This window comes from Ureibacillus sp. FSL K6-2830, from assembly GCF_038004145.1.
Lineage (GTDB): Bacteria > Bacillota > Bacilli > Bacillales_A > Planococcaceae > Ureibacillus > Ureibacillus thermosphaericus.
In genome coordinates, this window is the sequence record NZ_JBBOQR010000001.1 from 1,823,141 (window position 1) to 1,848,378 (window position 25,238).

Sequence of the window (25,238 nt, forward strand, 5' to 3'; positions counted from 1 at the left end):
TACCATATTTATTATAAATTATTTTGAAGTCAATAGTCACTATTGTAGGACTATCAATTTTTTGACATTAAACAATGATACTAAAATGGGCCTATAAAAATAGTAAATTGTTACAATAATAATTCTATATTATAAAAAGGAAGTTCATGCTATGCAACATTTAAAAGGAATTATATTAATCATCATAGGAGCAATGCTGTGGGGGGCAACAGGGCCACTAACAGAGTGGATTTTAAAAGATTCAGGTATGACGGTGAATTTTTTTCTTACTGTTCGATTGCTTGTTGCTGGAGTAGCGATTTTATCATTTTTACAGATTACCAATAATTCGGTTTTAGCTGTTTGGAAAACAAAATATTGGAGTCGCCAACTTGTTATATACAGCGTAGCAGGTATGCTTGGGCTACAATATTCTTTCACAATGACCATTCAAAGTAGCAATGCGGTTTTTGCAACACTATTGCAGTTTCTAGGGCCACTTTTTATTCTTGCTTATACATCTATTAAAGTTCGAACATGGCCCCCTAAATACCAAATATTAGGTGTCCTTGGTACGCTGCTTGGGTTATTTTTATTACTAACAAACGCGAAAATTGATCAGTTATTGGTTAGTCGTGAAGCGCTTTTTTGGGGTCTTGTACTAGGAATTACTTTCGCTATTTATACGTTATATCCTGCACGTTTAATGGCAGAGTGGGGGGTTTTACTTGTAGTTGGTTGGGGAATGTTGATTGGTGGAGTCGTGTTAGGAATGGGATCGTTTATTTGGCAAAGCGATGAATGGGGGTTGCTCTTCGATTTTAAATTATTGATTTCTATGTTTAGTATCATTTTCTTTAGTACCGCAGCTTTTGTTATGTTTTTAAGCAGCATGAATTATATTAGCCCGGTATTAACGAGTATATTATCCACAATGGAGCCGCTCACTACAATGGTTATTTCGATGATTGTATTTTCAACAAGATTTGGTCTATGGCAAGCAATTGGAATACTTCTTATGTTAGCATGCGTAACGTGGATTTCAGTAGCGAGTGAAAAAGCGGAAAAATACAATAAAAATTAGCGCTGAATAAATGGTACGATTTAGCGAGATAAATGTTCCCAAATGTTTGGGAGCAATGCACTTTGATTTAAAAATGAATTTGGCGTTGTTTTATAGATTGGGGTGGGTTTGTGAAAGTTGTTTTGAGTTATTTAAAGCCATATAAATGGTTTGCGCTAATTGCCTTAGGATTAATGTTGTTAGAACTTGTAGCTGAATTGGCACAACCGATCATCATCGCCAAAATTATTGATGAAGGTATTGTCTTAAAGGATTTTCATGTGATTTTCTTATGGGGATGCATGTTGATAGGAATTGCATCTTTAGCCTTTTTATGCGGAATTGTAAATACATATTTCGCTGCACATGCGGCACAAAGTTTTGCTTTGGATTTACGAAATGCTTTATTTAGAAAAATTCAATCATTCTCCATGACAACTTTTTTGAAATATCCAACATCCAGTTTGATTACAAGGCTCACCAACGATGTTCAACAAGTACAAAGCATTTTATTTATGAGTCTACGCATTATGATTCGTGCTCCTTTAGCGGTTGTACTGAGCCTTGTAATGGTGTTTTTCGTTAATGCCAAGATGGCGATGATATTAATGATTGGTACACCGTTTCTCACTATTTTTTTATATATAATTGTAAAAAACGGGAGTCTTTTATTTGGACAAGTACAACGTCGAATGGATCGAGTGAATCGTGCGCTTCAAGAAAGTTTACAAGGGATTTATTTAGTGAAAGCTTATATGCGAAATGCCTACGAAACGGAAAAATTTAACCGGATAGCCGAAGATTTAAAACTGGATACGATGAAAGCTCTCCGAATGATGGAGTTAATGATGCCCATCATGAGTTTTGTGCTGAATGTGAGTTTACTGCTTGCTATTTGGTATGGTGCACGTGAAGTCAGCATGAACGAGGCGCAAGTGGGGGAATTAGTGGCAGTTGTCAACTACGCTTTACGTATTACAGGATACTTCGGAATGTTTGCCTTTATTTTAAACGGGTTTACTCGAGCTAAAGCTTCCAGTGAACGAATGGCGGAAATATTAGTCATGGAAGAGGGGCTGGAAGAAGAAAAAAGCGGGACGGAAACACCGAAAGAGGAATTCGGAACGGTTCGTTTTAAAGGCGTTTCCTTTAAGTATCCAAATACAAAAAAATTAGTCCTTCAAGATATTTCTTTCGAAGTAAAGCAAGGAGAAAAATTGGCGATAATGGGGACGACTGGCTCTGGCAAAACCACGTTACTTAGTTTAATTCCCCGTTTTTATGAACCCAGTAAAGGAGAAATTGTAGTTAACGGAAGAAATATTTCCGATTGGTCATTGAAGGATTTACGTAACATGATTGGTTATGTTCCCCAAAAGGCATTGTTATTTACAGGTTCGATTGAAAACAATGTAAAGTGGGGGAAAAGAATGGCAGAACATCGTGAAGTTGTGGCTGCTACGACAAAGGCACAAATCCACGATACGATACTCAATTTTCCTGAACAGTATAAAACAAGGGTTGGCCAAAAGGGCGTCAATTTATCCGGTGGCCAGAAACAGAGATTATCGATTGCAAGGGCGATTATTCGAAAGCCTCAAATTTTAATACTAGATGATAGTACAAGCGCTCTCGATGTAAAGACGGAAGCTGCTTTATGGGATGCCTTAAAAGATACAGAGGCGACGATGCTCGTTGTGACTCAAAAAATCCATACAGCAAAAGGGGCAGATCGCATTGTATTGTTAGATGAAGGAAAGATTGTTGCTATCGGTACACATGAAGAATTGATGAAAAGTAGCAAGCTTTATCAACAAATCGCCAGCACCCAAGAGGAACAGGTAGGTGATGAATGATGGAAATGTTCAAAAAACCTTTTGGGTACGAACCGATTTTGACGAAAGAAGATTTACGCAACGCGGAGAAAAAACACAAAGGTCCTAGAGCAAGCGATTGGAAAAGAACGCTCCTTCGTATTTGGAAATTAGTGGATGAACAAAGAGGGTTGTTGATTGCAGTTTTCATCATGGTCATCATCAGTTCGATTGCCGGGTTATTAGGACCTTTTTTGATGGGATATATCATTGACCATTTTGTTATTCCGAAAGAATTTCAACGTATGGTTCCGATGATTGGTGTGCTAATTGGTGTGTACATTGTTTATGCAGTGACATTGTTTATGCAAAACTATTGGATGGTAGGCATTGCACAAACAACGGTATACAGAATGAGGACTGGTGCTTTTAAACATTTGTTAAAGCTCCCAATCTCTTATTTTGATAAAAGGCAGCATGGAGAAATTATGAGCCGTTTGACAAATGATATTGAAACGGTGAGTGCTACGCTAAATACATCTTTTATTCAAGTGTTTTCGAGCCTTTTAACCCTTGCCGGCACAATCATCGTGATGCTCTATTTAAGCCCGTCTTTAACACTCATTACAATGATCGTCATCCCGCTTATGTTTATAGCAATGAGATGGATTACGAAAAGAACGAGCAAGTTGTTTAAAGCGCAGCAAGAAGCTCTTGGAGATTTAAACGGGATGATTGAAGAAACGATTTCTGGTCAAAGTATTGTGAAGGCTTTTTCTCAAGAGGACCACGTGAAACAGGATTTTTATATGAAAAGTAAACGTCTAAAGAACGTTGGATTTTGGGCGCTTGTATATTCAGGTTATATTCCAAAAGTCTTTAATTTTCTAAACAATATGAGTTTTGCTATTATCGCCGGAATCGGAGGAATTTTTGCGTATTACGGGTGGGTAACAATCGGAACTATTGTGATTTTTACAGAATACGCCCGGCAATTTACCCGACCATTAAATGATTTAGCGAACCAAATCAATACCGTATTATCAGCAATTGCAGGGGCTGAACGAGTATTTTCGATTATGGATGAGGAGATGGAAGAAGACCGAGGAAACCTACCTGATGATTACCAAATTCGAGGTGAAGTAGAGTTTCGAAATGTGTCTTTTAAATACGAGTCAAAAAACAAATCTGATACATTGCACAATTTGAATTTCCGTGTTCAACCAGGTCAAACGGTGGCGCTTGTTGGGCCTACTGGAGCCGGGAAGACGACAACGATGTTATTGATTGCCCGCTTTTACGATGCAAATAGCGGTGAAATTCTCATTGATGGAAAGAATATTCGCGATTATAAGCGGCAAACGTTGCGACGACAAATGGCTTTTGTGTTGCAAGATCCCTTTTTATTCGAAGCGTCTGTTCGAGAAAATATCCGTTATGGAAGGCTTGATGCAACCGATGAAGAAGTGGTGGATGCAGCAAAAAAAGCCAATGCTCATGATTTCATTATGAAGTTGTCAAAAGGCTATGACACGGTGTTAAAAGCGGATGGTAGTGAAATTTCGCAAGGTCAAAAACAATTGTTATCGATTGCAAGAGCATTTTTAGCAAACCCTGCAATTTTGTTATTGGATGAAGCGACAAGTAGCATCGATACTGTAACGGAAAAGAAAATTCAAGAGGCATTAGAGGAGTTAATGAAAGGACGAACTAGCTTTGTCATCGCCCATCGATTAAATACCGTTCGTCATGCAGATATCGTGTTTGTGATGAAAGACGGAAGAATTGCAGAATCGGGGTCTCAGCAAGAATTAATCGAAAAAGATGGAATTTATGCAAATATGTTAAAACAATCAAAAGGAGGGGGAGTTTAGAAAGGTGTAACTTTCTAAACACTCGCCCCGTCACTCCAATCAATTTTTTACAAAAAAGCTTTTTGCAGCTCGTTCACTTTATTCGTTATGTCCCAGCCTCGTAACCTGATTTCAAACATTTCCATAATTTTATTTTCAGGACCTTTTAGATGTTACGTCAAATTTTAAAAATCCTTTTAACAATCGTCTCTAAAAAACTTTTCTACTATATATTCGAATCGAGAGTATCCACGAAAGAACATAAAGAAGCCCAACCGATAATATTATGCCAAGATAAAACAGGGAATTATCCAAAGATAGTACCGTTTGGACTAGCTCTCTTACCCTATCATTCAAATTAGGTATAAAGCTTAGGGTAACCATATAGACAACAAACACACCACCAAATCCAATTAATAAATATTTACTGTTAAATAGATAAGAAAATGGGAAAGCAAATGAAATTAAACCCATTACAATGCTCGTAATGAACAATAATACTTCCCATTGCATGATTTCTCTATGAATCATCCAATTTCCTATAAAAATAGTCAGCAGAGTAAGAAAAATAAAAATTAGCGCACCAATATACTTTGAACTGACAATTTCCTTTCGTGTATATGGTAAAGAATTTAAAAGCAGATTGGCTGACGATGTTTCATCCGTTTGAAAAGCATTCATGATGATTACAATACAAAAAACGATAGCCACCCAAGAAGTAGAAACATTTACAAATAAATAGATAAACAAAAATAACAACATGAATGGCAATGTTTTCTTCTGTAATATCATATCTTTACGAATAAGATTTAGCATCTCTCTCTTCTCCTTTCTTTGTATATAGCATAATATCCTCAAGTGTCGGTTTCTCTATAATGACCGTATCACCAAAAATATTTTTTGTACGTTGTTTATTCGCTGTCAATGCTCGGAATCCGTGATTAGTTTTATGAATTCCGATAAATTCTTGTTCTGTATCACGATCTAATAGATTCGTTCCTCCTTTTACTATTGCGAATTCCTCTTCGATTTTATAATACTCTTTTGTAAAGATATGTTGCCCATTATGAATAAAGGTTATATAATCTGCTATTCGATCTAAATCTGTCGTAATGTGCGTTGAAAAAAGGATTGTTCTTTCTCCATTCTGCATAAGGTTGTGTAGGATATTTAATAATTCACTGCGAATGATTGGATCTAATCCCGATGTCGGTTCATCCATGATAATTAACTCAGCATGGTGGGATAATGCGATGGTTAATGAGGCTTTCATCTTCATCCCTTTTGAAAAGGTTTTTAAATTTTTCTTTAAAGGCAGTTCAAACATATCTACATATTGATTAAATAAGGTATCATCCCATTTACGATAGGCAGGTTTAATAATTTTCTTCATTTCAGCCAATGTAATATTTTCATAAAAAATGTTACTATCGAACACAAAGCCGATTCGTTGTTTTATTTCTTTTTCATTTTTTTTATAATCCATACCAAAAATAGAAATTGTTCCACTATCCGGTTTTAACAAATTCATTATCAGCTTGATGGTTGTGGATTTTCCTGCCCCATTACCACCGATAAACCCTGTAACAAAGCCTTTCTTAACTGAGATAGATAAGTCTTTCAATTCAAATCCTTTAAAAGCCTTATATACATGCTGTAATTCAATTACATTTTCCATCATGTATCCTCCTTATATAACAATGTAAGAAGTTCTTTTAATTCTTCTAATTCTATCCCTACTTCTTTACTATTTTGAATTGCAGACAAAAGTTGTTCTTCAATGACTTTCATTTTCCTTTCCAGAATCATTTCATTATTTTGTTCACATACAAACGATCCTTTTCCAACTATTGAGTAAATAAAGCCATCATTTTCAAGTTCTTCATATGCTCGCTTTGTTGTAATGACACTTATATTTAAATCCTTCGCTAATTGACGCATGGAAGGTAGCATCTCGCCAGCTTTTAGTTCATTCGTTAAAATTTGTTTCTTAATTTGATCATAAATTTGCTTATAAATCGGTTCTTTAGATTGGTTCGAAATTATAACTTGCATGCAAAAACCTCTCTCGAAAAAAATGTATATATTATATATATACATTTTACACATTATTGAATTGGCAAACAATACCTTTTTAGGGTATTTCCTTATGATAAAAATGGGTGAAATTCGTCCAAGCTATATATCTCAAGGGGAGTTGAAAAACGCCCGAAACTTTAACGGATACAACTGCACTCGGCCGTCTCTACATGACTTTTCAAACGGCTACTTTTAGAAATATTTGACGTTTTATTAACGAAGAATGGATGAAGCGATGAAACTTGAGAGAAAAGGTGAAAAAGAGCGAATGACGTAATTTATGGGAATGTGATGCAGCTTGTTGCAGTGGGCGAATGCTTTGTCTAAAATGTTAAAAGTAAAAGAAATAGATCGGAGTATTAAAGATGAACATTGCCTTTATGACTACATCGTTACCTATAGATGAAGAAACATATCAAGAAATTCAAAATTTATCTCGATTTGCAACAGAAGTGGACCAATGCCCTTATTCCTATGCTTTAAATCTACCTTTATTAAATAAAACATATAGCAGGGGATTTTGCATCCTTGCTTACGATGAAGAAACAAATGAGTTAGTTGGTTTTATTACGGCGGTAGATCGAATTGGTTTGGATACATATGAATGGACCATGCTAGTTGATCCTATGTACAGACAAACAGGCATAGATGATGCATTACTTAGTTTATTATCAAAAGCTTTTAAAGATCGACACGCTGTTGGAGAATTAGTAGTTGTCCTAGAAAATGACCTATACGGAAGAAAAATCATGGAAAAATACGGATATACATATAGCTTTTCGGAAGCGACTTTTGAAGCGCAAGCGGAAATGGTTGAAATGAATGATTCTATATATATAAGACCGTATAACGAATCTACGGATTTGGAACCCCTTGTTGAAATATTTAGAGAAACATTTGGCGACCTCAGGGAAGAAACAATCGAACTCATTGAATTGAATACAAAAGTTCCAGGAAGAGTGATTTGGGTTGCAGAAAAGGATGGGGAAGTTGTCGGAACTGTAACTACTTCAAAGGAAGAAATGAACCAGTGGATTACTTCCTTAGCAGTACATCCCCTCCATCAACGAAAAGGGATTGCGACAGCTTTATTGAACTGGGTGAAAGACTTTGCTTATCGAAGCGGAGCAAAACAAATTTTCCTTCAAGTAGAGATGGAAAATGAACAAGCTTTATCAGTTTATCAAAAGGCTGGATTCCAGAAGACAATTCAAATAGATTTTTATGCGTATGGGGAATCTTGATTGCCTAATGAATATAAGTCCACAATAAAATTGTGGGCTTCTTTTCATGTCATTTCATAAGTACCTGTGAATCATTTGAATTTGTTATAATTATTTTCATGAATGATAGAAAGAGGATGAAACCAGTTATGGAAAAGAATCAGGAAATTTCATCATTAAAGCTTATGTGGCAGATGACTCGTCCACATACGTTAACGGCAACTTTTGCGCCGGTCATTTTAGGGACGGTAATGGCACTGTATGATACAAAGATCGATTGGTTGCTATTTCTGGCGATGATGATTGCGTGTTTGGCACTTCAAATTGCGACAAATTTATTTAATGAATATTACGATTTCAAGCGAGGGCTTGATACGGAAGAATCGGTTGGCATTGGTGGAGGAATCGTTCGCCACGGCTTGAAGCCAAAAAATGTATTGGCGGTAGCGATTCTTTTATATGTTTTTGCTGGGATTGTTGGTGTATATATTTGCTCGAATTCTAGTTGGTGGTTAGTAGTCATCGGATTGTTTGGAATGGCGGTAGGTTATTTATATACTGGTGGTCCGCTGCCGATTGCCTATACCCCTTTTGGTGAGTTATTTGCAGGAGCTTTAATGGGAACTGCTTTCGTGTTAATTGCCTATTTTATTCAAACAGGTGAAGTCACGCTGCTTTCAGTACTCCTTTCCATTCCATCAGGGATATTAGTAGGCGGAATCAACATGGCTAACAATATTCGAGATATTGAGGAAGATAAAAGAGGCGGAAGAAAGACGCTTGCCATATTAATCGGTAGAACCAATGCAGTGAGATTACTAGCAATCGGTTTTATCATCTCCTATCTTTGGATTGTCGGATTAGTGGTGACGGGAAGCATCAGTCCTTGGGCGCTAGTAGTGCTGTTAAGCGTAAAAAAACCTATAGACGCTATTCGAGGCTTTCAAAAGGGCGAAAGCGAAATGCAGTTTATGCCTATTGCCATGAAATCAACAGCCATGACGAACACAATTTTCTGCTTTTTATTATCAGCTGGGTTGTTACTAGGATATATATTTTAGTGGGATAAATGAAGGTTTATGTTAAAGCCTTGCCCATTCGAACGAATCGCTTCCTTTTGGAGGCGATATTTTTTTAAAATTTTTATCTTACTAAAATAATATTGTAAATTTAGTTTACAAAAATCCGAACTGTTTATTGAATAAAAACAAGTCCTAAATAAGGGAAATAGGGAATATAGGGAAAGTAGCATTTTTTATTGTAATAAAGAAATGCTGGAATTTCAGTTGGTGGAGCAGTTGTACTTGAATTAGATGGATTATTTTTCAGTTTGGGGAAACACTGATTCATGATTGTTATTCTCGTGGGGGAATAATAGCCAAATCCATGACAATAATAGTCATTCTATAAAGCATAATAGTCAAATTTGTGAACATAATAGTCAATCAAACAAAAATTGCTCTTGAAATTTATGATAATAGTCAAAATCGAATCAGTTATAGCCAAACTACAGAAGATAATAGTCACACTCTTCAACTTATTAGTCAATCATCTAAAAACGCCTCTTGGAGAATACGATAATAGTCGAAATTTAGCCAATAATAGTCAAGCTACTAAGGATAATAGTCAAATCTAACAAAATAATAGCCAACAAAGAGTGAGCTAGAAAATTAACTTATCCGCTCTTTGTTGGCGTGCACTCCTCATATTATTTAAATAATTCATCAATTTCTTGAATTTCTTCTTCGCTCAATAATACTTTGGCTGTTTTTAAATTGTTCAATACTTGCGCAGCACATTTTGCTCCTGGAATGATGGCAGTTATGGCTTCTCGTGTCAAATACCAAGCAAGAACGACATTTGCAACCTCTACATCTTTCGATTGGGCGATTGTGCGTAATCGTTCCACTTTTTCTACGATTTTCTCATACGTTTCTTTTTGGAAGAACTGAGATTTTTGACGATATTCAGGTATTTCAGTATCCTTTGTATATTTTCCTGTAAGCAAGCCAGAAGCTAAAGGAAAATATGGGATAAAAGCAATCTGGTGTTTTAGTGTGTATGGAAACAGCTCTTTTTCAGCATCTCTATGAATTAAGTTATAGTGTTCTTGAACCACATCCACATAGCCATCTTTATTCGCTTCCTGTAATAGTGCTAATGAAAAGTTAGAAACACCGATTGCTCGAATTTTTCCTTCATCCTTTAATTCTTTCAATGCTCCAACCGCTTCATCCTTTGGTGTATGCTCATCGGGAAAATGAATGTAAAGTAAATCAATATAGTCTGTTTTTAAGCGTTGCAAACTTTTTTCCACTTGTTCTTTTAAAAATGAAGGAGAGTTGTCTATAACTCGTTGGCCATCAACCATTTTAGCTCCGACTTTTGTTGCAATGATCAGTTCATCTCGGTTGCCCATTTCTTTTAAGACCTCTCCAATGAGTTCTTCTGAACGGCCTAATCCATACAAATATGCCGTATCAATGAAGTTGATTCCGTTTTTGATAGCAACACGAACAAGCTCTTTTCCTTCTGCTTCACTTAGATGAGGGTGAATATTGTGTCCACCGACTGCATTCGCTCCTAATCCAATAGGGTTCACATAAAGCTCCGATTTTCCTAATCGCACATATTTCTCCACAAAATCATGCCCCCTTATTACTTATTAATTTACAGGGAGTTGGTTTTAATTACAAGAAATTTACAAGATTAAGAGAAAATAAGCAGTAACAGGGAATATTAGCTGCTGAACTAAAAGGGATTATGTCGATATAAGAGTGTAAAATTGTTGCATGTCGAATTACTGAATGCCAATAGATATTTGAATTGGAAAAATAGGTATATTGAGGATTCGATTTGGATTTATTGTAAACAAGGTTATCAAAAAAGAAAGTAGGTTTGACGGTTCTTGTAAAAATTTGCGTATAATTTCTCGTTACTCCGTTAGATAAAGTCAAAATAGTGATAAAAATGGATTAGGCATATTACCAACTGCTTTTTTATATACTAAGGTTTACAAAAAGAAATGGAACTGTCGAAAACAATAGAATGGGTATGTTTCAAAACAAAAATAATATCTTAATCATGATATTTAAATAAAATAGAAGATAACATTAACAATAACGAAAATGAAATGAATATTAATATCAACCAAGTTAACAATCTACCTTTATTGAGATAAGGAGCTGTCGAAATCTAAATGTTATTCAAAAAAAGTATATAAAATGAAAAGATATGCAGTAAATCAATTAAGTTTATATATTAATAAAACAATTTGTCGCATTACTCCGAGTAATCATTAGTATAAAATGTATGTGAATTAAAGTGTCGAATAATATTGAAAAAAATTAAGGACTGATAATTTCCTTTTTATCCTGTCATAAAATTAGTTGCTTAAGGGAAGAAAAAGTCACGGTCGACAAAGAAAGAGTTTAAAGAAATTGAATCGACAATATTTCCTAGGAAATTTCGATATTATTCACCAAACAATAAAGGCAAAAAATAGATTCGATTCAAACGGGTTATCATAGCCAATACAAGGTGCATTTGGTAGAATAATGAGTAACATCATTCAATCGTTCTATTTACAGATAGTTGTTCATTAAAAAAATTATGACGAAATCAAATAATGTGCCAGTAATAAAAGTAAATGAATTAAAGCGTTTTTGGAAAAAACGAACTGATAAAAAACATACAGTAGAGGATATCCAAAAAATTCATCATTCACTAGAACAATTTGTTAATATTCATCAACCTTCTTATAAAATGAACATGGATCAAGCAACTACTAATCATTAATATCACAGTATATTGAAAGGAAATAACAATGGGAAAGCGCTCAAAACGGCAAAACAGCATAGAATTTATGAAAGAAAATAGCAGATTGTTTTCTTGTCCGATTTGTAATAATGAAATGGATGTCCATCATGACGGAGAGGTTTTCTGTAGTAATCGTCATAACTTTACGATTGCAAAACAAGGATATGTGAATTTTTTGACAAAACCTGTCCGTTCTATGTATACGAAAAATTTATTTGAATCTCGTAAAGTTGTAATTGATAGCGGTTTGTTCAATGAAATGCATAAACAAGTAGCAACTATCATTGGAAATTCAGTTAAGACAATTTTAGATACTGGATGCGGGGAAGGTTCCCATTTGGCTCGTATTTGTGAGCAATTAAATGATGAGGTAGTTGGTGTAGGGGTTGATATTGCTAAAGAAGGAATTATTACTGCGGCAAAATATTATGACCGGAAAATTTGGTGCGTTGGAGATTTAGCAGATAGTCCTTTTCGTGAACAATCATTTGACGTAATATTGAATATTTTATCGCCAGCAAACTATGGTGAGTTTAAACGCCTGTTAAAGCAAGGGGGAAAATTGATTAAAGTAGTTCCCCAATCCGAATATTTAATGGAATTAAGAAAACAAGTATTTGCAAACTCAAAAAAAGAGCTTTATTCTAACGAGCAAACTGTCTTTCGATTTCATGAGCAATTTATGAACGTGTCACAACAAAGAGTTACTTATAAAGTGCCTATTAAAAAGGAACTAATTCCTAAATTAATTGAAATGACTCCTCTAGGATGGCATGCAGAAACCCATGATATATCTTTAGAGGAATTGACGATTGATTTGGATATATTAGTGGGAGAAGTGTAAGTTTGTGATGAGATTGAAAGAAAGGGATGTTTTCTTTAAAATAAGAATGAATAAAAAAATTTAAGGGTAGGAATCAACAGTGTTATACGATTTCGGAGCTAGAGTAGTTAACGTGTTTTTAACAATAAATGGATCAAAAGCGAAGGTATATGGTAAGGAAAATTTACCAAAGAATGAGGGATACATCGTTGCGTGTACACATAATGGATATATTGATATTTTAAACCTAGGTCTTTCCATATATCCTAGACAAATACATTTTATGGCAAAAAAACAACTATTTGATATTAAAGTGTTAGGTTGGTTGATTAAAAAACTGAACGCTTTTCCTGTCGATCGTGAAAATCCGGGACCGAGCGTGATTAAAATACCTCGTCAACTTCTAAAAGAAGGAAAAATTGTTGGAATTTTTCCGAGTGGTACTCGTACAACAAATAACGCAGAGTTAAAACAAGGAGCGATTACTATTGCTCAACTTACAAAATCGAAAATTGTTCCAGCAGCCTATATTGGTCCAAAAAATATAAAGGAAGTAATAAAAAGACAAAAAGGGTATTTAATATATGGTAAACCTTTTACCGTTCCTGCTGGAAAAGAAGCGCGGGATGAATACACTGCCTTTTTAGAAAAAGAGCTTCAAAGGTTAACAGAAGAAATAAAACGAACAAATGGAAAATAATTAGCACTTTCCGTCAACGGAAGGTGCTTTTTCAAAAGGGGTTGTTATGATGAAACGTGTACTTTTCGTATGCTTAGGAAATATTTGCCGCTCGCCAATGGCTGAAGCAGTATTTAGAGACTTGCTAAAAAAGAGAGGATTAGAAGATAAAATCGAAGTGGATTCTGCTGGAACAAGTTCATGGCACGTGGGAGAACCGCCGCATTACGGTACTTCCAACAAATTAAAAGAATATAATATTTCCACAGAAGGAATCACTGCGCGGCAATTGAAAAAAGATGATTTTGAAAAGTTTGATTATATTGTTGGTATGGATGAAAGTAATATAAGGGATATATGTAGAATATTAGGTCAAACGGAACATCCAAAAATTTTCCGTTTTCTTGATTTAACTTCACACAAAAAAGACGTTCCAGATCCATATTATACGGGGGATTTCCAAGAGACATATGACTTAGTTGTAGATGGTTGCGAAGCATTATTGAGCAAAATAATAGAAGAGATGGAAGATTAAAGTTTGATATTATAAAGGCATTTTACAAAAAAATCAAGTAGCGATTATTTTCATCAAAGAAATCATGGTGTATAATGATACAGTCGTATTTGTCAGAATGAAATTTTACTGATATTTTGAATAGGAAAGAGAGTGAATCTAATGGGTCGCAAATGGAATAATATTAAAGATAAAAAAGCAGAAAAAGATAAAAACACCAGCCGAATTTATGCAAAATTCGGTAAGGAAATTTATGTAGCTGCAAAAAAAGGTGAACCAGACCCAGAATTAAATCAGGCATTAAAGGCAGTATTAGAAAGAGCAAAAACATATAATGTACCTAAACATATTATTGATCGTGCCATTGAAAAAGCGAAAGGTGCTGGCGGAGAAGATTATGATGAACTTCGTTACGAAGGCTTCGGTGTCGGTGGAACAATGGTGATTGTTGATGCGTTAACAAACAATGTGAACCGTACTGTTTCAGAAGTCCGTGCTGCTTTTGGCAAAAACGGAGGAAATATGGGGGTAACAGGTTCGGTATCATATATGTTTGATTCTACTGCGGTATTTGGAATTGAAGGTAAGTCAGTAGATGAAGTATTAGAAATTTTATTAGAAGCGGATATTGATGCACGTGATGTGTTTGATGAAGAGGGAATCACAATCGTTTATGCGGAGCCAGATCAATTCCATGTTGCTCAAGAAGCATTCAAAGCAGCAGGTATTGAAGAGTTTACAGTAGCTGAATTAACAATGCTTCCACAAACTGAAGTAAAACTAACTGGGGAAGACAAAGTGAAATTTGAAAAAATGATTGATGCATTAGAAGATCTTGAAGATGTACAACGTGTATATCATAACGCAGATTTAGAAGATTAATATTCAATAAAGGAAAGACCGTAACATGTTGAGTGTCACGGTCTTTTTCATTGTCAGTTTTTGGGGAACTGGATTTTCAAAGAAAAATTCCACGTTTCTAAAGTATAATTTTGGAACTTTATAATCGTTTAAACGTAAGTACTAAGAGAAAATCTTAAGGTGATCATATGAAAAAAAGTTTTTTAATAATATTAGGAATTTTAATAGTGAGTAGTGTATCATTATTTACTTGGTCCTATAAAACCATGAAACAGCCAATACCGGTTGCAGATGGTACTTATGAATATGCGATTTTATTAGGAGCGAAAGTAGAATCGGATGGAAGACCAAGCTTAACTTTGCAGTATCGTTTGAAAGAGGCGATAGAGTATTTGAAATCCTATCCTCATGTAAACGTCATCGTTTCTGGTGGGAAAGGATTGGACGAACCGATTAGTGAAGCTGAAGCAATGTACACATTTTTAGTGGAATCAGGAATTGAAGAATATCGAATTATCCGTGAAGAACAAGCAACGTCTACATACGAAAATTTGCTATATTCAAAAAAATTACTGCCAACCAATACAAAAAACGTTACGCTTATTACAAGCGATTTTCACTGTGCACGTGCAAAAATATTAGCAAATAAACTGGACTTAGAAGTGGACATAGTTGCATCAAAAACACCAAAAATTGTTGAGCAGAAGTTACATATTCGTGAACAGTTTGCTCTCATAAAAACATTAATCCTTGGAAAATAAAACTTCCAACCGAATTGTAATGATAGGAAAATGCTCGCAATTACATCATTCTTTATTGATTTTTTTATAAACGAAAATAGATTTGTATAGCAATTTTCAGGAAGTGTTAAACTTGGGTAGGGGTGAATGAACGATGACAAAAAAATTATGGTTTCAAGTGGGAATTGGATTATTAATTGCCTTATTAATTATTAAATATGTAATAGAAATTCATTGGATTTTTAATCCCATTGTTATTATTATCAAAACAATTTTTATTCCAGTGTTATTAAGTGGCGTCCTTTTTTACATATCAGAGCCTTTCCAACGTTGGCTAGAAAAAAAGGGGCTTCCTAGATGGGCAAGTATTTCAACGATTGTATTACTATTAGCAGGATTAGTAACGGGATTATTGTTAATTGTCGGAAATCCGATTGTTGAACAAGTGAACCGCTTAGTGCAAAATTCTCCAAATATTGGCGATAAAATAATGGAAGCAACGGATTTTATTCTAGAAAACAAAGACAATTTACCTCCTCAAGTTGAAAACTTCGTTGATTCTGTAACAAGTTCTATTCAAGACATTGTCGTTGTAGGTAGTAAAAGCATTGTAAACTTTGTTAGCGGTACTGTTTCTACAATTTTTACTTTAATTTTGGTACCATTCTTTTATATTTTCATGTTAAAGGATCATGAAAAATTTGCACCAAATATTTACAAGATTTTTACCGGCGAGCGTCGTATATGGGTAAAGAATACGTTAGAAGACATCAATGAAGCACTAAAAACCTATGTACAGGGACAAGTACTTGTGAGTTTAATTTTAGCAACGATGATGTTTATAGGGTACTTAATTATAGGACTTGAATATGCTTTATTACTTTCAATTTTTTCCTTTTTCATGAATATGATTCCGTTTATCGGTCCATGGATTTCGTTGGCGCCAGCAATTCTTGTCGCCATTATTCAAGATCCAGTCTTGGTGATTTGGGTATGTGTAATTACCCTTGTTGCGCAACAATTGGAAAGCAATTTAATTACCCCAAATATTATGGGAAAATCTTTAGATATCCATCCGTTAACGGTTATAACAGTAGTATTAGCTGCTGGTAATATAGGTGGTTTTATTGCAATTATGATTGGTATTCCAACTTATGCAGTATTAAAAGTAATTATAAAGAATATCTATGAGGAGCGGAAGAAAATTAAGGAAACTGCAACGAAAACGTTATAATATAAATCGGTATACACTTAAAGGGAAGCTGTTTTTTTTAATCTTGTATTGTATACTTAGAAAAGGCATTTTTATGAGAGAGCGATTATTAGAAAAAAGGGGATTTTGTATGAGCGGAAAGAGAGCTGCTATCATTCTTGTAAGTATTATGCTTTTAGTTAGCATTTTGGTTATCGTTGCCATTACAATCTTTTATGCCACTTATGAGCCAACTATAAACCAAAGTATTCTGCCTTTTGAATTGAGTCATTCCAATAATACAATATAAAAAACACGAGCGTTTATAGCTCGTGTTTTTTATTTAGAAGAATAAATCCAATATGAAATAAACACAACCAGCAATTACTGCTGAAATTGGCATTGTAATAATCCAAGTTAAAACAATTTTACGAGCTACTCCCCATTTAACACCTTTTACACGTTGAGCAGATCCCACACCCATAATGGATGAAGAGATAACATGAGTTGTTGATACCGGTAAGTGAATTAAGGTTGCTCCAAAAATAACAGTAGCAGATGCTAAATCGGCTGCAGCGCCATTAACAGGTCGGATTTTCATAATTTTTGTACCAACCGTTTTAATGATTTTATATCCTCCGATGGAAGTTCCTAATCCCATTGCAAGCGCACAGGCAATTCGTACCCAATCTTGTACATCGTTATCTGATTGGATGCCGGCAGCGATTAAAGCCATTGTAATGATTCCCATCGCTTTTTGGGCGTCATTCGTACCGTGAGTGAAAGCCTGTAATGCTGCGGTAAAGATTTGCATCGTACGGAATCCTTTATTGGTACGATAAAGGTTCAAATTTTTAAACAACAACTTGAATATTGTCATGAATAAAAATCCGACACCAAAAGCGATAAATGGAGAGAAAATTAACGCCTCTAAAATGCCCATAAAACCTTTATAATTAAGAATATCAAATCCCGCCGCAGCAATTGCTGCACCAGCAATGGAACCAATTAATGTATGAGAAGAGCTAGACGGAATTCCAAAATACCAAGTAAGTAAGTTCCATGTAATCGCAGAAATAAGTGCTGCTAAAATAACGACAGATCCCGTTGTATCATCTGGCGTTTGATTCAGTGAAAATGGGTCTACGATATCGCTAGCAATTGCTTTTGCTACTCCTACAAAAGAAATTGCTCCAAGGAAGTTCATAATAGCAGCAAGCATTACAGCTGTACGCGGTGGCAGTGCACGAGTAGAAACAGACGTAGCAATCGCGTTTGCTGTATCGTGAAATCCGTTAATAAAGTCAAATGCGAGCGCAAATATAACGATTAATATTGTGATGATTAAAATGGCATCCATATCTAAAACTCCGCTCCGTTATTATGCATTGCGCATGATAATTGTTTCTAGTGTATTTGCTACGTCTTGGCAATGGTCAGCGATATCTTCCAATTGGTTGTAAATATCTTTATATTTAATTAAACGGATTGGATCTTTTTCATTTAAGAATAGTTGTTTAATGGATGAACGGGATACTTCATCACATTCGCGTTCATAGTCCTTGATTAAAATAATATGATTTCTCATTGAAGTTAAATCTTTTTTATTTAACAAGTCGATTGCTGATACAATTTCATCTGCACTTCTTGTTATGTATTTTAAAAATGTGCGCATTGACTCGTCTAATTCTGGAATGGAGAACATCTCTAAGTGAGCAAAACATTGCTCTATACCATCTAATACATCGTCCATTTTAATAGCTAATGCTAAAATATCTTCTCTTTCGATTGGTGTCATAAATGACTTATTTAACATGACGATAAGTTCGTGTATTAAATTGTCACCATCCGTTTCAAATTTTTTAACTTTGATACTTAATTCCTTTAAATCAGCAATTGAATCGATATTAAAGTCGTTAGCAAAGTGAACTGCATCTCGCATGTTTTCAGCAATTTTGTGTAATGACACAAAAAATGGATCTGATTTTTTTGGATTAAACATGAAAGTAATGCCCCCTGATATACGTTAGTTTTAAAACCTTTATTATGATAGCAAAAAAAATTCAAAAACTATAGAATGTAAATGCGGAAAATAACAAAATTTACATTCCTGTAATATTTATTTGGTAATAATTAGTTATTGTATTGAAAATAAGGAATATAAATAAGCATATTAATTGGCAGTGCCATATTAATATGCTTATTATGGATTGACTTTATGATAAGTATTCTTCAAGTTCCTTTTGCAAAAATGGCTTTGCTGATAAGAATTCAATAAAAGCTTTGTATCTTTCGAATTCGTTTTTGCCCGGTTTCTTTCCAGTATAAAAACCACGTATCAATATATTTTTAGGTGTATGCTCCATATCGATAAATTCCATTAACTGTACTTCATATCCGACTAATTTTAAAATTTCTGCACGAATTGAATCGGTTGCGAGAGCGGCAAAACGTTCTTTGATTAATCCGTGTTGTGTCATGATTTCTAAATGCGGGGCGTTTAATTGACGGTTCAATTCATGTTGACAGCATGGTACGCTTAAAATGACTTTTGCTCCCCACTTTACAGCTCGAGCCAGTGCCATATCTGTCGCCACATCACAAGCATGTAATGTTACGACCATATCGACAGAAGTCTCTTCATCATAATCATTTATATCTCCTATAATAAATTCTAAATGGTCATAATGTAAATCTTTTGCAATATTATTACACTCTTCGATTACTTCTTTTTTCAAATCTAGTCCTGTAACTTTAAGATCTAATCCTTTTTCAATTTTCAAATAGTGATATAAGGCAAAGGTTAAGTAAGACTTCCCTGAGCCAAAATCGATAATCCGAATTTGCCGATTTGTCGGTAAGTAATCTAAGGAATCGTCAATAAATTCGAGAAATCGGTTAATTTGTCGAAATTTGTCATATTTTTGCTTTTTGACTTTTCCATCAGGAGTTTGAACCCCAAGCCGCACTAAGAATGGATAAGGAGTTGTTTCATTCAGCAAGTAATTCTTTTTACGGTTATGGGCTAAAGACAGCTCTTTTTTCATTTCTGTTTGTTCTTCTTTCCAAAAGACTTTATTCTTTTTAGATAATTGGATTTGAATTAAGCGATCGGTGAATTGCCCGTGAAATTGTCTAAATTGCTGTAGCAACTCATCCAAATAGGGATGGAAATTTTCTAATAGGATATTTTTATGTTTTAATATCCTTTCATATTGATATTCCAGTTGAATATGGTATTGTCCCTTTATTTCAACTGGCTTTAATTTAACTCTTTTCAATTCATCTGCTTTTTTCCTTGGTTGACTAATGGTTGCAGATATTAGTTTTTTATTAAAAATATGCTCAAGCAATTGTTGTTTCATATCAGTAAATTCCATGGATATCAAACCTTCTTCGTTTTAGGATAATCGACAATAGTTTAACACATAATACATTATTGTTATAGAAAAGGTCGGGAAAATTGTAAACCATGTTGACGGAAAATTATACAAAAAGAGAATTTTCCAAAAAAATATTATATCCAAAAACCTATCCCTATGTTAAAGTATTGTTATAAAAGATTTCTTAGAAATCGACATTATTTTCTCTATTTCGACATATTTTAAGTATGTAACAACAAGGAGGAGAATTTTATGAGTGAGTATGCTTTCCAAATGTTAGCGATCATATTATATATGATTGCAATGTTATTAATTGGTTGGTATGCATTCAAAAAAACATCTAACTTAAAGGAATACATGTTAGGTGGGCGTGGATTAGGGCCAATTACAACCGCTCTAAGTGCTGGAGCAGCCGACATGTCAGGTTGGTTATTGATGGGGTTACCTGGTGCCATTTATGCAGCAGGTTTAGTAGAAGCGTGGATTGCGATTGGTTTAACAGTTGGACAATATTTAAACTATGTTTTAGTCGCACCGCGTTTACGTGTTTATACGCAAATTTCCAAAGACTCTATTACAATCCCAAGCTTTTTAGATAACCGACTTCGTGACAATACGAAATTACTTAGAATTGCATCAGGAATCGTTATTCTTGTATTCTTCACGTTCTATGTTTCTTCTGGTATGGTTTCTGGTGGTAAGTTTTTCCAAAGTTCATTTGGATTTGATTATCACACTGGGATGATCCTTGTAAGTGCAGTTGTTATCATTTATACATTATTTGGTGGATTCTTAGCGGTAAGTTATACAGACGTAGTACAAGGAACAATTATGTTTTTCGCTTTAATTTTAGTTCCTCTTGTAGGCGTTTTCATTACAGGAGGATTAGGTGAAACAGGAACTGCTATCACTGCTGTAAATCCTGAGCATTTAAGTTTATTACCATCAACAGCAGTAGCTGCAGGAATTATTTCTTCTGTTGCTTGGGGTCTTGGATATTTCGGACAACCACATATCATCGTTCGCTTCATGGCGATTAATACAGTAAAAGAAATGAAAAGTGCCCGTCGTATCGGTATCGGTTGGATGATTTTAAGTTTGGTTGGTGCGATGTGTACGGCGCTAGTGGGTGTTGCTTACTTCCAACAAAACGGAATGACACTTGATGACCCAGAAACGATTTTCATTGTAATGGGACAAATTTTATTCCATCCATTTATTGCAGGTGTTTTACTTGCAGCCATTTTAGCGGCAATTATGAGTACGATTTCATCTCAATTAATCGTTACTTCCTCTGCATTAATTGAGGATATTTATAAAGCGTTGTTCAAAAAAGATGCTACCGATAAGCACTATGTGACAGCTGGACGTGTAGCGGTATTGATTGTAGCTATTGTCGCAATGATTTTAGCTTGGAATCCAAACAACTCAATTTTAGATTTAGTTGGATTTGCTTGGGCTGGATTTGGTTCATCCTTTGGTCCAATTATTATCCTTGCTCTATATTGGAGAAAGTTAACAAACATTGGTGCATTAAGCGGAATGGTTGTTGGTGCTATTGTAGCATTCGTTTGGGGTCAATCCGCTACTCTTTCAGGCATGATTTATGAAATGGTTCCTGGATTCTTCTCTAACTTAGTTGTAGCAGTTATTGTAAGTATGATTACGTATAAACAAAATCCAGAAATTGAAGAAGAATTCAATCAAACATTAGAGGTTTTAAAAGCTGAAAAGGAAAAATAATGAGTTATCGAGGAAGATCCACAACTTTGTGTTGTGGGTCTTTCTTTTTCTTTCACAGGGTATACTGTATAATAACGGGATAAGACCCATTGTTCGGAGGGAAGGATTATGACTCAGTTAAAAGAAGTAGAGATGATTAAAGAGAAAGCAATATTAGTGGGTGTCAACTTAAATGACCCAAATTTTGAATATTCAATGGAAGAATTGGAAAATTTAGCGGAAGCCCTTGACGTCGAAGTGGTAGGGCAAGTAACTCAAAATTTAGAGCGCGTTAATCCATCTCATTATGTAGGAAAGGGAAAAGTAGTAGAAATTAAAAATTTTTTTGATGAAGTTGGTGCAAACTTAGTCATATTCAACGATGAACTATCTCCTTCGCAAATCCGAAATTTAGAAAGTGATTTAGATTGCAAAGTGATTGACCGAACAACGTTAATTTTAGATATATTTGACCGCCGAGCAAAAACAAAAGAGGCTAAATTGCAAGTTGAATTGGCACAGCTGCAATATATGTTGCCTAGATTAGTTGGATTACATTCTTCTTTATCAAGACAAGCTGGAGCAACAGGTGGAGGTCTTCGAAATAGAGGACTTGGTGAGACAAAACTAGAGCTCGATCGACGGAAAATTGAAGACCAAATTACAAAGTTGCGAAAAGAACTAGAACAAATTAAAGAACAACGAGAAACGCAAAGAAAAAAGCGACGTAAAAGTGAAATTCCTGTAGTGTCACTAGTTGGGTATACTAACGCAGGGAAGTCAACAATTATGAACCAAATGCTTGCAAAATTTGGGCAAGAGGACAAAGAAGTATTTGAAAAGGACATGCTGTTCGCAACGCTAGACACCTCAGTGCGAAAAATTGAATTACCGGATAAAAAACAATTTTTACTAACTGATACCGTTGGATTTGTAAGCAAGCTTCCCCACCAATTAGTAAAAGCTTTTCGATCAACATTAGAAGAAGCGAGAGATGCGGATTTATTGTTACATGTAGTGGATGTTTCTAACAGTGAATATAAGTTTATGATGGATGTTACGAATCGTACATTAAAAGAAATTGGAGTAGAAAATGTTCCAACCATTTACCTTTATAATAAATGTGACTTAGCCAATATTGCTTACCCAAAAGTTTACGGAGAAGACCTTTGGATATCCGCGAAAGAAGGCAAAGGATTGAATGAGTTAGTTGAATGTATTCGTAAACATCTTTTTTCCAATTATTATACTTGTGAAATGTTCATTCCTTTCAGCCGGGGGGATATCGTATCCTATTTAAACGAGAATGCTTCAGTAAAGTCAACAGAGTATGAAGAAGCGGGAACAAAGTTAATAGTAGAATTGAAAGAATCAGATTATAAAAAGTTTGAAGACTTTGTAGTCAAGAAATAGCAGAAAGCGAGTGGAATCAAATTCCCCTCGCTTTTTTGGTATGTATAGACTTGATACATTCCAAACTACATAACAGGTGACAAATTAAGAAGAAAACTTTTCAGAGGATAGTAAATTAGCGAAATTGTTATACCAAAATAATAAAAACGGTGGTTATAGAGACATTAAACAGTTAAAATGATAGGAAATTTTGAAAAATATCAAATAAACTTAAAATTTAAACATTATACAGATATATTGAAAATTCTATGGAAATTATTTAAAAATAAATATTGTGGTCGCTTCAAAAGTGATGAAATTTTCAGAAAAAAATAAAAAGTAAAATAACAGAAAGAAGGGAAAGATATGTTATCTAAAGAAGAAATTGTGAAATCTGTCCCCCAGAAAGGCTTTTTTGGACATCCTAAAGGATTATTTACACTATTTTTTACTGAGTTCTGGGAACGTTTCTCATATTATGGAATGCGCGCCATTTTAATTTTTTATATGTACTATGAATTACATGAAGGTGGATTGGGGCTTGAACGCGGAACTGCAAACTCCATTATGGCCATCTACGGTTCTTTAGTTTATATGTCTGGTATTATTGGTGGATGGTTGTCTGACCGAGTTTGGGGTCCTCGTAAGACAATGTTTTATGGCGGAATCCTCATCATGATCGGGCATTTCATTTTAGCTCTTCCACTTGCTTTAACGGGTCTCCTTATATCAATGGTATTTATCATTATTGGTACAGGTTTATTAAAAACGAATGTTTCATCAATTGTCGGCGAGATATACGCAGAAAAAGATAGCCGTCGCGACTCTGGTTTTAGTATTTTCTACATGGGTATTAACATGGGAGCATTTTTAGCTCCGTTTATTGTTGGGACTGTAGGGGAAACTTATAGCTTCCATTTAGGATTCGGTTTAGCAGGTATTGGAATGCTAATCGGTTTAATTATTTACATAGCCACGCAAAAGAAAAATTTGGGCTTAGCAGGTCTTCAAGTTCCAAACCCATTAAATGAAGCCGAGAAGAAAAAAGCGATTTTGAATTTCACAATCATTATTTTAGCGATTGTTGTTGTATTAGGCGGTTTGTATGCAACTGGCAATTTAACAATGGGTGTATTTAGTACGATTATTACAACTTTAGGTGTACTAATTCCTACAGCATTTTTCATCATCATGTATAGAAGTCCAAAAACGACAAAAGATGAAAAATCTCGTGTGTTAGCATACATTCCTTTATTTATTGCCGCAGTAATGTTCTGGGCAATTCAAGAGCAAGGTGCAACAATTTTGGCAACTTATGCAGATACGCGAACAAATCTAAATGTTGGCGGCTTTGAATTAAAAGCTTCTTGGTTCCAATCGTTAAATCCATTATTTATTATTCTTTTTGCTCCAGTTTTTGCGTGGATGTGGGTAAAACTAGGTCATCGTCAACCTTCAACACCACTGAAGTTTTCCTTTGCACTGTTCTTTGCAGGTGCTTCATTCTTAGTGATGATGATTCCTTCAAAACTGTCTGGTGGAACAGAATTAGTAAGTCCGTTATGGCTAGTATTATCATTTTTCTTAGTTGTAATAGGGGAGTTATTGCTTTCCCCAGTGGGGCTATCGGCAACGACAAAACTTGCTCCACAAGCTTTTGCTTCTCAAACAATGTCGCTTTGGTTCTTAACTAGCGCGGCTGCACAAGCAATCAATGCACAGCTAGTAAGAATTTATGAAGCCGTTACGGAAATTGTTTATTTTGGTGCACTTGGTGGATTATCCATTATTCTTGGTGTCATCATATTACTATTTACTCCGATTATTTCTAAAGCAATGAGAGGCGTAAAATAATAGGAAGGGGAGCCGTTTGATATTTTGAAACGGCTCCTTTGCGATGGGATAGATAGGTAGAAGTGTTTCAACTACCGCAAGGAGTAGAGATTTTAAATAAATCATAATTATGACAAGGTGAGGGGGCTTAGAAAGTATATGTTTTCTAGCCCCCCTCTTTTTTATTGTGTGGAAAATAAGAATATACAGTCAGGATGGTATATAAAATAAGAAATAACGCTAAAATTCATTTGATTTTCATTCTCAAT

Annotated in this window: 23 protein-coding genes; 16 read left to right on the forward strand and 7 right to left on the reverse strand. The window is 34.8% G+C overall.

Annotated features, from left to right (window positions below; translation table 11 throughout):
- The first annotated feature begins 151 nt into the window (after positions 1-151).
- The 3 genes from NSU17_RS08940 (at position 152) to NSU17_RS08950 (ending at position 4,730) form a co-directional block, all read left to right on the forward strand.
- The gene (locus NSU17_RS08940) at positions 152-1,063 is read left to right on the forward strand and encodes a DMT family transporter (RefSeq protein ID WP_340704812.1); all 912 of its coding nucleotides are present in this window, start codon (positions 152-154) and stop codon (positions 1,061-1,063) included.
- Positions 1,064-1,173: 110 nt separating this feature from the next.
- Positions 1,174-2,898 carry an ABC transporter ATP-binding protein gene (locus NSU17_RS08945; protein WP_340704813.1) on the forward strand — a complete coding sequence of 575 codons (1,725 nt, stop codon included), beginning with the start codon at positions 1,174-1,176 and terminating at the stop codon, positions 2,896-2,898.
- The gene (locus NSU17_RS08950) at positions 2,898-4,730 is read left to right on the forward strand and encodes an ABC transporter ATP-binding protein (RefSeq protein WP_340704814.1); all 1,833 of its coding nucleotides are present in this window, start codon (positions 2,898-2,900) and stop codon (positions 4,728-4,730) included. The genes NSU17_RS08945 and NSU17_RS08950 overlap by 1 nt, the downstream gene beginning before the upstream one ends.
- 189 nt (positions 4,731-4,919) lie before the next feature.
- Here the strand turns inward: NSU17_RS08950 and NSU17_RS08955 are convergent, their stop codons facing one another.
- The 3 genes from NSU17_RS08955 to NSU17_RS08965 are packed head-to-tail and all read right to left on the reverse strand — an operon-like array spanning position 4,920 to position 6,764.
- Positions 4,920-5,525 (reverse strand): ABC-2 transporter permease, encoded by a 606-nt coding sequence (locus NSU17_RS08955; protein WP_340704815.1) that lies wholly within the window; start codon positions 5,523-5,525, stop codon positions 4,920-4,922.
- Positions 5,506-6,387, reverse strand: coding sequence for an ABC transporter ATP-binding protein (locus NSU17_RS08960; protein WP_168411901.1), 882 nt, complete (start codon positions 6,385-6,387; stop codon positions 5,506-5,508). The genes NSU17_RS08955 and NSU17_RS08960 overlap by 20 nt, the downstream gene beginning before the upstream one ends.
- Complete coding sequence (locus tag NSU17_RS08965) at positions 6,387-6,764, reverse strand: GntR family transcriptional regulator (protein ID WP_340704816.1); 378 nt, start codon at positions 6,762-6,764, stop codon at positions 6,387-6,389. The genes NSU17_RS08960 and NSU17_RS08965 overlap by 1 nt, the downstream gene beginning before the upstream one ends.
- Before the next feature lie 389 nt (positions 6,765-7,153).
- Between NSU17_RS08965 and NSU17_RS08970 the strand changes: the two genes are divergently transcribed.
- Together NSU17_RS08970 and NSU17_RS08975 are read left to right on the forward strand one after the other, a co-directional pair.
- Positions 7,154-8,032, forward strand: a complete 879-nt coding sequence (locus NSU17_RS08970) for a GNAT family N-acetyltransferase (RefSeq protein WP_340704817.1) — start codon at positions 7,154-7,156, stop codon at positions 8,030-8,032.
- A 116-nt stretch (positions 8,033-8,148) separates the two neighbouring features.
- Entirely contained in the window at positions 8,149-9,072 is a 924-nt protein-coding gene (locus NSU17_RS08975) for a 1,4-dihydroxy-2-naphthoate polyprenyltransferase (RefSeq protein ID WP_340704818.1), read from the forward strand.
- A gap of 647 nt (positions 9,073-9,719) precedes the next feature.
- Here NSU17_RS08975 and NSU17_RS08980 read toward each other — a convergent pair.
- Entirely contained in the window at positions 9,720-10,652 is a 933-nt protein-coding gene (locus tag NSU17_RS08980) for an aldo/keto reductase (protein WP_096549833.1), read from the reverse strand.
- A 971-nt stretch (positions 10,653-11,623) separates the two neighbouring features.
- On the opposite strand from NSU17_RS08980, the gene NSU17_RS08985 reads away from it, so the two are divergent.
- From NSU17_RS08985 to NSU17_RS09020, 8 genes are all read left to right on the forward strand, one after another.
- Positions 11,624-11,809 (forward strand): hypothetical protein, encoded by a 186-nt coding sequence (locus NSU17_RS08985; protein WP_126434383.1) that lies wholly within the window; start codon positions 11,624-11,626, stop codon positions 11,807-11,809.
- 28 nt (positions 11,810-11,837) lie between these two features.
- Positions 11,838-12,674, forward strand: a complete 837-nt coding sequence (locus NSU17_RS08990) for a putative RNA methyltransferase (protein ID WP_340704819.1) — start codon at positions 11,838-11,840, stop codon at positions 12,672-12,674.
- 79 nt (positions 12,675-12,753) lie between these two features.
- Positions 12,754-13,353 (forward strand): lysophospholipid acyltransferase family protein, encoded by a 600-nt coding sequence (locus tag NSU17_RS08995; protein ID WP_340704820.1) that lies wholly within the window; start codon positions 12,754-12,756, stop codon positions 13,351-13,353.
- Between the two features lie 49 nt (positions 13,354-13,402).
- Positions 13,403-13,867 carry a low molecular weight protein-tyrosine-phosphatase gene (locus tag NSU17_RS09000; protein ID WP_016838364.1) on the forward strand — a complete coding sequence of 155 codons (465 nt, stop codon included), beginning with the start codon at positions 13,403-13,405 and terminating at the stop codon, positions 13,865-13,867.
- A gap of 141 nt (positions 13,868-14,008) precedes the next feature.
- On the forward strand, positions 14,009-14,728 hold the full coding sequence (locus tag NSU17_RS09005; protein WP_016838363.1) for a YebC/PmpR family DNA-binding transcriptional regulator: 720 nt from the start codon (positions 14,009-14,011) through the stop codon (positions 14,726-14,728).
- 206 nt (positions 14,729-14,934) lie between these two features.
- On the forward strand, positions 14,935-15,468 hold the full coding sequence (locus NSU17_RS09010) for a YdcF family protein (RefSeq protein ID WP_340704821.1): 534 nt from the start codon (positions 14,935-14,937) through the stop codon (positions 15,466-15,468).
- Positions 15,469-15,601: 133 nt separating this feature from the next.
- Positions 15,602-16,681, forward strand: a complete 1,080-nt coding sequence (locus NSU17_RS09015; RefSeq protein WP_340704822.1) for an AI-2E family transporter — start codon at positions 15,602-15,604, stop codon at positions 16,679-16,681.
- 109 nt (positions 16,682-16,790) lie between these two features.
- Positions 16,791-16,949 (forward strand): hypothetical protein, encoded by a 159-nt coding sequence (locus NSU17_RS09020; protein WP_016838360.1) that lies wholly within the window; start codon positions 16,791-16,793, stop codon positions 16,947-16,949.
- A 33-nt stretch (positions 16,950-16,982) separates the two neighbouring features.
- Here the strand turns inward: NSU17_RS09020 and NSU17_RS09025 are convergent, their stop codons facing one another.
- The 3 genes from NSU17_RS09025 to NSU17_RS09035 all read right to left on the reverse strand — a co-directional run bounded on the left by NSU17_RS09025 (position 16,983) and on the right by NSU17_RS09035 (position 20,019).
- Positions 16,983-17,999: an inorganic phosphate transporter gene (locus NSU17_RS09025; RefSeq protein ID WP_340433547.1), complete on the reverse strand. Its 1,017-nt coding sequence runs from the start codon at positions 17,997-17,999 to the stop codon at positions 16,983-16,985.
- 21 nt (positions 18,000-18,020) lie between these two features.
- Complete coding sequence (locus NSU17_RS09030) at positions 18,021-18,641, reverse strand: DUF47 domain-containing protein (protein WP_016838358.1); 621 nt, start codon at positions 18,639-18,641, stop codon at positions 18,021-18,023.
- Between the two features lie 214 nt (positions 18,642-18,855).
- A complete protein-coding gene (locus tag NSU17_RS09035) occupies positions 18,856-20,019 on the reverse strand; it encodes a class I SAM-dependent methyltransferase (RefSeq protein WP_340704823.1) in 1,164 nt (387 codons plus the stop codon).
- 255 nt (positions 20,020-20,274) lie between these two features.
- On the opposite strand from NSU17_RS09035, the gene putP reads away from it, so the two are divergent.
- From putP to NSU17_RS09050, 3 genes are all read left to right on the forward strand, one after another.
- Positions 20,275-21,765 carry a sodium/proline symporter PutP gene (gene putP / locus NSU17_RS09040; protein WP_340704824.1) on the forward strand — a complete coding sequence of 497 codons (1,491 nt, stop codon included), beginning with the start codon at positions 20,275-20,277 and terminating at the stop codon, positions 21,763-21,765.
- A gap of 108 nt (positions 21,766-21,873) precedes the next feature.
- Positions 21,874-23,157 (forward strand): GTPase HflX, encoded by a 1,284-nt coding sequence (gene hflX / locus NSU17_RS09045; protein ID WP_340704825.1) that lies wholly within the window; start codon positions 21,874-21,876, stop codon positions 23,155-23,157.
- Between the two features lie 345 nt (positions 23,158-23,502).
- Positions 23,503-24,990, forward strand: coding sequence for a peptide MFS transporter (locus tag NSU17_RS09050; protein ID WP_340704826.1), 1,488 nt, complete (start codon positions 23,503-23,505; stop codon positions 24,988-24,990).
- Positions 24,991-25,238: the final 248 nt, after the last annotated feature.